This window comes from Lutibacter sp. (assembly GCF_013041805.1).
Lineage (GTDB): Bacteria > Bacteroidota > Bacteroidia > Flavobacteriales > Flavobacteriaceae > Lutibacter.
The window spans coordinates 1-10,882 of the sequence record NZ_JABDRI010000087.1; the positions used below are offsets into that span (position 1 = coordinate 1).

Sequence of the window (10,882 nt, forward strand, 5' to 3'; positions counted from 1 at the left end):
GTGCTGTGTTATCTACAAATGGATTGTAGCCTTGTTTTAATAATCCTAGTATTTTTTTTCGATATGCAGACAAAACAAACAAACGATCCTCCTTCGTTTTATACTTATGAGCTTCCCCATAAAATGGAGTAACACGTTTTAATCGCCCAGTTTTAGGATTTCGGTAAGAAAAATAAACGTACCAACGTTTATTTAAATCACCATTGGCAGTGTAAATTTTGGGGTTAGAATAATTACTTTTCATTAGCAAATCGTATGCAAAATCGTATGCACTTTCAAAGATAAGAAATTCATTTAAAATAGACATAAAAAAAACAGTTTAGAAAGCTAAACTGTTGATTTACATTGTTTTAAAAATAGTAGCGGGGACTGGACTCGAACCAGCGACCTTCGGGTTATGAGCCCGACGAGCTACCTACTGCTCTACCCCGCGATTTGGATGGCAAAGATACAACTATTTCATAGAAAAACAACTATCTTTAATTTAATTATTAAACTATTTAAAATAAATTTAGTCTAATGTTTTAGAGAATTAAAGTAACCTTATGAACTCCAAACAAATACAACATTTATACTGGCGCGCTGGATTTGGAATTAATCCTAACGAACTAAATAATCTTAAGAAAAACACTAAAAAGGAGCTTGTAAAAGAGTTTTTTCTTAGTTCAAAAAGAAGTACCTCCTTAAAAATTTCTCATCCTAATTATTCATATGTAATGGGGAATAATAAAAGCGCAGAGCAAAAAAAGAAAATACAGAGGGAAGAAAGGAAAAGACTTATTGAATTAAATATAGCTTGGGTAGAACGTATTTTTAATCCAAAAGAATTGCTGAGAGAACGAATGACGTTATTTTGGGCAAACCATTTTGTTTGCAAAGACAATAATAGTGTATACATAGAACAATTCAACAATATATTAAGAAAAAATGCTTTGGGTAATTTTAGGGATTTTGTAACAGAAGTTTCAAAATCGGCTTCAATGTTAAAATATTTAAATGCAAAGCAAAACAAAAAACAAAGTCCAAATGAAAATTTTGCTCGAGAATTAATGGAATTATTTACACTAGGAGTTGGTAATTATTCAGAAATTGATATTAAAGAATCTGCAAGAGCTTTTACCGGTTGGAATCATGATAAAAATGGAGATTTCGTGATAAGACAAAGAATACATGATACTGGTGAAAAAAAGTTTTTTGGAAAATCTGGAAATTTTGAAGGAGAAGATATTATCAATATTATATTAGAACAAAAGCAATGTGCTAAATTTATTTGTGAAAAAATTTACAGCTATTTTGTAAATTCAAATATAAACGAGCATCATATAAATCAAATGGTTCATCAGTTTTATCCAAATTATAATATTGCAGACTTAATGGAGTATATCTTTCTGTCAGATTGGTTTTATAATGAAGAAAATATTGGGACTAAAATAAAATCACCTATTGAATTATTAGCCGGAATTAATAAAACTGTACCCATTAAGTTTTTAGAAAAGAAACAATTAATTTATCTTCAAAAAATATTAGGTCAACAATTACTAAATCCAATAAATGTAGCTGGTTGGGAAGGTGGACAAAATTGGATTGATACCAATACATTGATGCTTCGATTAAAATTACCTTCAATTGTACTAACTAATGCAGTAATTTCTTTGGCCGGAATTTCAGAATTTGAAGATTCGTACGAGCAATATTTAAAAAGTAAAAAATCCAGAAAAAGTTACATCAAAATAAAACAAGACTGGACAACCTTTCAACAAAATTTTTCAAAATTAAATGCATTTCAAATTGAAGATATTTTATTTCAAGTGAAACCAAGTAAAGAAGCAAGTAAACTTTTAAAAGAAATTGATTCACACAATCCAAAAGATTATTGTATTCAATTAATGTCGCTACCAGAATATCAACTTTGTTAAACTTATTAAATGAAAAGAAGAAATTTTATAAAGAACACGGCACTTGCAAGTACTTTATTCTATGTGCCAAGTTTTGTTAATGCATTTAATACTCTAGATTTAAAATCAGTGGGTTATAAAAGATTGGTTATTGTTCAATTATCAGGAGGGAACGATGGATTAAATACAGTAATTCCATATAGCAATGATATTTATTATAAAAACCGACCAATAATTCAAATTAAAAGTGATGTTTTAAAATTGAATAGCGAATTAGCCTTGCACCCGAGTTTGGCTCCAATAAAAAATTTATACGACCAAGGTTATTTAACAATTATTAATAATGTTGGTTATCCAAATCCCAATCGTTCTCATTTTAGATCCACAGATATTTGGCACACAGCAAGTAAATCTGATGAATATTTAACTTCGGGTTGGTTAGGGAGATATATGGATAGCTTTGGCAAAAATCCTTACAATGCAATTGAAGTTGATGAAAGTTTATCGCTTGCTTTAAAAGGAAAATCCTTGAGTGGAATGGCGGTTAAAAATGCGAAACAATTGTATAGAAATACACAAGATCCTTATTTTAAAAAGGTTTTGGAACATCATAATGAGCAACATTTAAGTGAGCATAATTTAGGCTATTTGTATAAAACAATGATTGATGCAAAAAATTCTGCTAAATACATTTACAATAGTACTAAAACCTATATTTCTAATCAAGAATATCCTGATAACCCATTAGGAGCTCAATTAAAAACGGCTGCTGAATTTATAAATTCTGGAGTGGATTGTAAAGTTTTATACACTTCTTTAGGTGGTTTTGATACGCATTTTAATCAAAAAGGAAGGCAAGATCGTCTATTAACTGTTTATGCAGAATCTATAGATGCGTTTATAAAAGATTTAAAGAAAAACGATACCTTTAGAGATACTCTAATTTTAACTTTTTCTGAATTTGGAAGAAGGGTAAAGCAAAATGCAGCAAACGGAACAGACCACGGAACAGCGAACAATGTTTTTATAATTGGTGAGAATCTTCAGAAAAAAGGAATTTACAATGATGGTCCAGATTTGTCAAATTTAGATGAAAATGGTGACTTAAAATATACGGTTGATTTTAGAAGTATCTATGCCACAATTTTAAATAAATGGATGAATGTAAATGACAAAATTATTTTAAATGACACCTTTACACCTTTAACTTTTCTATAAAAACAGTTAACAAAACAACCTTTTCATTACCTTTGCGATCATAAATACTGAAAATGAAGCATAAAGCAGGTTTTGTAAATATTATTGGAAATCCAAATGTTGGAAAATCCACCTTAATGAATGCATTTGTTGGGGAAAGGCTCTCGATTATTACTTCGAAAGCACAAACAACACGTCACAGAATTTTGGGAATTGTGAATGGTGATGATTTTCAAATTTTGTTTTCAGATACTCCTGGTATTATAAAACCAGCCTATGAATTACAAGCTTCAATGATGGATTTTGTAAAATCAGCTTTTGAAGATGCTGATGTACTTATTTATATGGTTGAAATTGGTGAAAAAGAGTTGAAAGACGAACAGTTTTTTAATAAAATTCAACATGCTAAAATCCCAGTTCTTTTATTAATCAATAAAATTGATACATCTTCTCAAGAAGAAGTTGAAGAAAAATTATTGTATTGGAAAGAAAAAGTACCAAATGCTGAAGTGATGTTAATTTCTGCGTTAGAGAACTTTAATGTTGAAGGCGTTTTTAATAGAATTTTAGAAATTTTGCCAGAATCTCCTGCCTTTTATCCCAAAGATCAGTTAACGGATAAGCCTGAACGTTTTTTTGTAAATGAAGCAATTCGTGAAAAAATATTATTACACTACAAAAAAGAAATACCATATGCAGTTGAGATAGAAACTGAAGAGTTTTTTGAAAGCGAAAAAATTATTAAAATCCGTTCTGTAATTATGGTAGAGCGTGAAACCCAAAAAGGAATTGTTATTGGTCATAAGGGAGCTGCTTTAAAACGCGTTGGTGTGGAAGCTCGTAAAGATTTACAAAAGTTTTTCGATAAAAAAATTCATTTAGAATTATATGTGAAGGTGAATAAAAATTGGAGAAATGACAAACGCCAATTAAGACGTTTTGGATACAACGAATAAATTATTAGGTTTTCATAAATAGGTTTTTAGCTCTAATTTTATATTGATATATGATATAAATAATTAGTGGATTTACAATTTTTTTATAAAATTGAAGCTAATTTGATGTGTTGGTTTAAAAGATTTTTACACTTCTAGAGTTTTGTTAGGGTTTTTATTTTTTTGGGCTATTATTATTTTATCATTTTTTTAAAAAAATTGATAAAAGCAATTTTGTATATTGAAAAAAATTTACTGATTATGAAACAATTATTCTTTACTTTATTTACATTGTGTTTTGTGAGCGTATTTTCGCAAAGCACCAAATTATTGAGGCAACCTACTTTGCATAACGAAGAGGTTGTTTTTGTTTATGCCAATGACCTTTGGAAAGCTACTATAAAAGGAGGTATTGCCACTCGTTTAACTAGTGATGCTGGTTATGAAACTAATCCTCATTTTTCAATAGATGGGAAATGGATTGCTTTTACTGCTCAATATGATGGTAATGTAGATGTATACTTAATTCCTTCAGAAGGAGGTGAACCTAAACGTTTAACATACCATTCTGCAGGTGATTATGTACAAGGTTGGACTCCGGAGGGAAAGATACTTTTTCGATCAAATAGAGAAGGAAGACCTACAGAAACGAATAAATTTTTCACAGTTTCTGTAGAAGGAGGATTACCTGAAGCGTTGGAGATTCCCAGAGCAGCATATGGAGAAATTGCACCAGATGGAAAACATATTGCCTATACCCCAATTACTGGTTGGGATCCTGAATGGAGAAATTATAGAGGAGGGCAAGCAATGCCAATTTGGATTGTTGATTTAGCTACAAATGAACTTATAAGAACTCCTCAATTAGACAAAGAACGCCATCTTGATCCTATTTGGTTGAACGGAATTGTTTACTACTTATCTGAAAGAGATTATACAAGTAATATTTGGGCTTTCAATCCGAATACAAAAACAGAAGAACAAATTACTTTTCATAAAAAATTTGATGTAAAGAGTTTAGATGCTGATAGTTCAAAAATTGTCTATGAGCAGGGTGGATTACTTCATCTAATAAATCCAAAAACCAAAGAGTCTTATCCATTGGAAATACAGGTTAAAAGCGATCTTAATTTTGCTCGCCCGAGGTGGGAAAATGTTACAGGTAGTCAGTTAACAAATGCTAATATTTCCCCGAATGGAAAACGTGCAGTTTTTGAACATCGTGGAGAAATATTGACAGTTCCAAAAGAGCATGGAACTTGGCGAAACTTAACAAATTCATCGGGTGTTGCAGACCGCAGCCCTGTTTGGTCATCTAAAGGAGATAAAATAGCTTGGTTTTCTGATAAAAGTGGAGAATATCAAATGGTTATAGCAGATCAAAACGGACAGAATCAAACTTCCATTGTGATACCAAATAACACCTTTTATTTCAGGCCAGAATGGTCTCCAGATGGAAATTATATTGCATATACCGATACAGACTTTAATATTTGGGTGTTAAATTTAGCTACAAATAAGGCTGTGATTGCTGCTACAGACAGGTATGCACATCCTAATAGAACGATGAATCCTGTTTGGTCTCCAGATAGTAAATGGATTGCTTTTTCTAAACAGAATGATAGCCATTTTAAATCTATATTTGCTTATAATGTTGACACAAAACAAACGATTCAAATTACCGATCCAATAGCAGATGCTATTAGCCCAGTTTGGGATACTTCAGGAAAGTACTTATATACCCTTGCAAGTACGAATTACGGATTAGAATCTGGTTGGTTAGATATGAGCTCTTATGATTCTAAAACAACAAGAAGTTTATATACTATTGTGTTAAGTAATAAAGATAAGGCACCAAATCATTTAAAAACAGATGAAGAAAGTATTCTTGAAGACAATAAGGAAAGCAACTTATCCAAAAAGAAAAAGTCAGATGAATCTACTGAGACTGTAATTACTACTATTGATTCTGAGGGTTTATGGGATAGAGCTATTGCTATGAATCTTGATGAAGGAAATTATGTAGATCTTAAAAAAGCACCAGATGGTCATGTTTTTGTAGTTGAAGATACAAGTGATGATTTAAAAATTCATGATTTTGACACCAAAAAAGATAAAGCAACCGATTTTATTGATGGTATAAATTCGATGGTTGTTTCAGAGGATAGAAAATCAGTACTCATCAATCAAAAAAGTGTATGGGCAATTGTTGAAGCCTCAGGGAAAGTTGACTTTAAGAAAGGAAAGATTGCTACAGATTTAAAAATTAAAATAAATCCAAAAGAAGAATATAAACAGATTTTTAAAGAAGGTTGGCGTTATATGAGAGATTTTCTTTATGTAGATAATGTTCACGGAGCTCCTTGGGATGATGTTTATCAATGGTATGCTCCTTGGATAGACCATGTAAGACATAGAACCGATTTAAATTACGTAGTAGATATTATGAGTGGTGAAGTTGCAGTTGGTCACTCCTATGTTTCTGGGGGAGATATGCCAGAGTTAAATAGAGTGCCTGTTGGATTGCTAGGAGTCGATTTGAGGATGTCAAAAAACAAATTCCAAATCACAAAAATTTATAATGGAGAACGCTGGAACCCCTCCATTGAAGCTCCGCTTGGGCAACCTGGATTGAATGTGAAAGAAGGTGATTACTTGCTGGCTATTAATGGAATAGAACTTAAAGAGAATATAAATCCGTATCAATTATTAGAACAAACATCAGGACGTGAAATAACGATTACAGTAAATAGTAGTCCTACTTTAGAAGGCGCAAAAGAGCTACTCATAAAACCAGTAAGCAGCGAACAGAATCTTCGATATATTGATTGGGTTGAAGGCAATCGTAGAAAAGTGGATATACTTTCTAACGGAAAATTAGCTTATGTTTATGTGCCAAATACAGGAAATGGTGGATTTACGTCCTTTAATCGTTACTATTTTTCACAGCAAGATAAAAAGGGGGTTATTATTGATGAACGAAATAATGGAGGTGGTTCTGCTGCTGACTATATGATTGATATTATGAACCGTAAACTGTTTGGATATTTTAATAGTAGAGCAAATGATAACAGACCTTGGACTACTCCAATGGCGGGTATTTGGGGTCCAAAAGTAATGATTATTAACGAACGTGCTGGCTCTGGAGGAGACCTGCTGCCTTATATGTTTAAAATGGCAAAAGTAGGTACTATGGTAGGAACCAGAACTTGGGGAGGATTGGTAGGTACTTGGGATACTCCTCGTTTTATTGATGGAGGTAGAATGGTAGCTCCTCGAGGAGGTTTTTATGATGTAGATGGAGCTTGGGCAGTAGAAGGAGAAGGCGTTGCTCCTGATATTGAAGTGATTCAACATCCAAAATTGGTAATTCAAGGAAATGATCCACAGCTGGAACGAGCTGTAAAAGAAGCACTAGATCAACTTCAAAAAAATGAATTTCAATTAATGAAAGAACCAAAAGCTCCAATAAGATCAAAACGTCCTGCTGGCTATCAAAAGGATAATTAAATTTTAAAAAAATAGAAACGTATAAAAGAGACAATTTAACTTAATTGGGAAGGTTTAGATTTTCCGTGTTAGAGCGTCTCTTTTTAGTACGTTTCAAATGAAAAATTCGAAATGTTAAATTTATTTATTATTATATAATCGATAGTAGTAAAATGATGCAATTCCACCTATAAAAGAAAATAAGGTCAGCATCCAAAAAACATGTTGATGCCCAACAAGTCCTGGCGAATTTTCTAAAAGGTAGCCCATAGCAGGCCCAGCAAATATATCAGGTGTATAGCCAATAAGAGAGATAAGTCCAACAGCTGTTCCTGTTAGTACTAAAGGAATTTTGCCGCTCTTCATTACGGCAAAGTAAAGAGAACGTGCAGCGTATACTCCAGTTGCAATAACTAATATTGAGATGAAAAACAGCATGGTTTCTGACGTTGAAACTATTCCTGTAGCAAATAATAGTGCTCCAAAGAATGTAATAATAAAGCTAATGAGCAACCAAAAGGTAATTTGTGATCGGTCTGCTATTACCCCAATTAAAACACCAACTATAGGTCGTATAAATAATAAAAAAGTACCAACTTGAGCAGATTGTACTTGATCATACATCATTACATCTTGGGCATATAGCGAAAATACATCCGTAATTTTATAACCTACGTATGCACATAAAATAATAATCATTAATAACCATACTGAAGGTAAACTTAGCACTGTGCGTATTTGGGATATTTCAATTTTTTCTAATACAATATCTTTTTCTGTATTGCTATCTATTTTCATAAAGCGCCAAACTAAAAGTCCAACAAGAATAATTATAAAAGTTGAAACTAGTATTACTTGCTTGAATGCAGCTTTGCTTTCAGTAAGACTAATATTAGAAATTTCGGAAACAATAAATAATGAGAAAATTAGAACACCTAGACTTCCAAATAACGCTCCTACTAATCCGCGACCACCATCTAAAAAGCCAAATGCTTTTCCTTGTGAAGTTGAACCACCCCAAACTCTTGTTGCCTTAATCATAGGAGCCCAAAATAAAAATATAGTGGTAAAACCCCAATAACCATATAATACTTTTAATACAATAAAACTTGGAAATGTAGCATATACAAATCCGCCAATAGCAGTCATCCATAATGCTACTGCAATTAGTTTTCTAGGTGGGAATTTATCAGCTAAGGGACCTCCAAAAAGATAAGATAATACCGCTACAATACCATATACAGAAAAGCACAAACCTAATTGATAATTATCCAATCCGAATACTTCAAGCACTGTTGGCCTAAATACTCTAGAAAGAACAAAAGGAAGAATAAATACAGATTCTCCAGCTAAAATTAGCAATATAAGAAAATACCAAGGTGCCTTTTTTTTATTCATTTAGTTCAATGTGTTATACTTTTAAAGTGAACAAAAATGGGAGAAATGATAAGCGTCAATTAAGACGTTTTGGATATAGCGAGTAGTAAACTCCAATTTACTTATCTAATGTTTTCATCATAAATTTATGAAGTTCTTCCATTTGCGTATGTCCCTTTTTTTTACCAAGAGTTCCTATAAAATACAGCACAAACCATAAAATTGGCAAACCAATAACCATACTTAAAGCAAAAGAATAATTACTTTTTAAAGTCCATTGCACATAGGCCATTACACAAAACCCAATAAAAGAACATGCGGCAGCAAAATGCACAAACATAAATAATGTCCACACTTGAGGTTTTGGACCAAACAGACCTTTCACAATAGTTTTTCCATCATTTTCTTGTTCAATTTCAATAGATAATTGAGGTGACCAAAAATGATTATCTTCTTTAGGTACATCAATAGTAATATGTCCATCTACTATTTGACTGCAATAGTTACAATTACCAACATTCAAATTATCTTTAAATTTTTTCAATAATTCTTGTTGACTTTCACTAAAATCCATTTTAAATCTTGGACGTAAAAAAATAGGACTGTTTTTTTGTTCACTCATGCATTCATTCTTTTAGAATTGAAATATACTATTTTTTATTAAATAACTATTTAAGAACCAATAATTAGCGTAATTTCAAATTTAAAATGTGTATTTTTGCAAAAAATTAAAAAATACCTAATGAGTAATATTGTAGCGATAGTAGGAAGGCCAAATGTGGGGAAATCTACGTTATTTAATAGATTAATTCAACGAAGAGAAGCTATTGTAGATTCTGTAAGTGGAGTAACTCGAGACAGAAATTATGGAAAGAGCGATTGGAATGGAAAAGAATTTTCTTTAATTGATACGGGTGGTTATGCTATCGGCTCAGAAGATATTTTTGAAGGTGAAATTAGAAAACAAGTTCAATTAGCAATTGATGAAGCTGATATTATTGTATTTGTAGTAAATGTTGAAGAAGGTATAACTCCAATGGACACAGAGGTTGCTAATATTTTACGGAAAGTAAAAAAACCAATCTTTATGGCTGTTAATAAAGTTGATAACGCCATGCGTGATGCTGATGCAGTTGAGTTTTATAGCCTTGGATTAGGAGAGTATTATACAATTTCATCAATTAATGGAAGTGGAACAGGTGAATTGTTAGATGCTTTAGCTGAAGAATTAGAAGATGAAATTGAAGAGGAAAGCATATTGCCTCGTTTTGCGGTTGTTGGTCGTCCAAATGCCGGGAAATCTTCATTTATAAACGCTTTAATTGGTGAAGATAGATTTGTAGTAACCGATATTGCGGGTACTACACGAGATTCTATTGATACGAAATACAATCGTTTTGGTTTTGATTTTAACTTAGTTGATACTGCAGGAATACGAAAAAAATCGAAGGTAAAAGAAGATTTAGAATTTTATACAGTGATGAGAGCCGTTAGAGCTATTGAATATTGCGATGTTGCTATTGTGGTAATTGATGCTACTAGAGGTTTTGAAGGGCAAGATGAAAATATTTTTTGGTTAGCAGAAAAAAACAAAAAAGGGATTGTTATATTAGTAAATAAATGGGATTTAATTGAAAAAGAAACAAATACCATGCGCGATTTCGAAGCTAAAATTAGAAAAGAAATCGCTCCGTTTACCGATGTTCCAATTTTATTTATAAGTGCATTAACAAAGCAACGTATTTTTAAAGCAATTGAAACGGCTGTTGAGGTATTTGAAAGCAGAAAAAATAGAATTGCAACCAGCAAGCTAAATGAAACTATGTTAGATATTTTAAAGCACAATTCTCCACCAGCCTATAAAGGTAAATTTGTGAAAATAAAATATTGTATGCAATTGCCTACACCAACTCCACAATTTGTATTTTTTGCGAATTTACCACAATATATTCGTGATCCTTACAAGCGATTTGTCGAGAATAAGCTACG

General features: G+C 31.8%; 7 protein-coding genes, 1 tRNA gene and 1 pseudogene. 5 read left to right on the forward strand and 4 right to left on the reverse strand.

Annotated features, from left to right (window positions below; translation table 11 throughout):
* Positions 1 to 307: pseudogene (locus tag HKP59_RS10685) on the reverse strand (site-specific integrase); the annotation flags it as partial.
* 53 nt (positions 308 to 360) lie between these two features.
* Positions 361 to 433, reverse strand: a tRNA-Met gene (locus tag HKP59_RS10690).
* 112 nt (positions 434 to 545) lie between these two features.
* Between HKP59_RS10690 and HKP59_RS10695 the strand changes: the two genes are divergently transcribed.
* The 4 genes from HKP59_RS10695 to HKP59_RS10710 all read left to right on the forward strand — a co-directional run bounded on the left by HKP59_RS10695 (position 546) and on the right by HKP59_RS10710 (position 7,537).
* Positions 546 to 1,916 (forward strand): DUF1800 domain-containing protein, encoded by a 1,371-nt coding sequence (locus tag HKP59_RS10695; protein WP_291806658.1) that lies wholly within the window; start codon positions 546 to 548, stop codon positions 1,914 to 1,916.
* Between the two features lie 9 nt (positions 1,917 to 1,925).
* On the forward strand, positions 1,926 to 3,113 hold the full coding sequence (locus HKP59_RS10700) for a DUF1501 domain-containing protein (protein WP_291806662.1): 1,188 nt from the start codon (positions 1,926 to 1,928) through the stop codon (positions 3,111 to 3,113).
* Positions 3,114 to 3,166: 53 nt separating this feature from the next.
* Positions 3,167 to 4,048 carry a GTPase Era gene (gene era / locus HKP59_RS10705; RefSeq protein WP_291806665.1) on the forward strand — a complete coding sequence of 294 codons (882 nt, stop codon included), beginning with the start codon at positions 3,167 to 3,169 and terminating at the stop codon, positions 4,046 to 4,048.
* Between the two features lie 240 nt (positions 4,049 to 4,288).
* Positions 4,289 to 7,537, forward strand: a complete 3,249-nt coding sequence (locus HKP59_RS10710; protein ID WP_291806668.1) for a S41 family peptidase — start codon at positions 4,289 to 4,291, stop codon at positions 7,535 to 7,537.
* Positions 7,538 to 7,657: 120 nt separating this feature from the next.
* Here HKP59_RS10710 and HKP59_RS10715 read toward each other — a convergent pair whose 3' ends face one another.
* Complete coding sequence (locus HKP59_RS10715; protein ID WP_291806671.1) at positions 7,658 to 8,914, reverse strand: MFS transporter; 1,257 nt, start codon at positions 8,912 to 8,914, stop codon at positions 7,658 to 7,660.
* A 97-nt stretch (positions 8,915 to 9,011) separates the two neighbouring features.
* Positions 9,012 to 9,515 (reverse strand): GTP-binding protein, encoded by a 504-nt coding sequence (locus HKP59_RS10720; protein ID WP_291806673.1) that lies wholly within the window; start codon positions 9,513 to 9,515, stop codon positions 9,012 to 9,014.
* A gap of 120 nt (positions 9,516 to 9,635) precedes the next feature.
* On the opposite strand from HKP59_RS10720, the gene der reads away from it, so the two are divergent.
* Positions 9,636 to 10,882: ribosome biogenesis GTPase Der (gene der / locus HKP59_RS10725; RefSeq protein WP_291806675.1), on the forward strand; the 1,247-nt coding region annotated here is incomplete at its 3' end.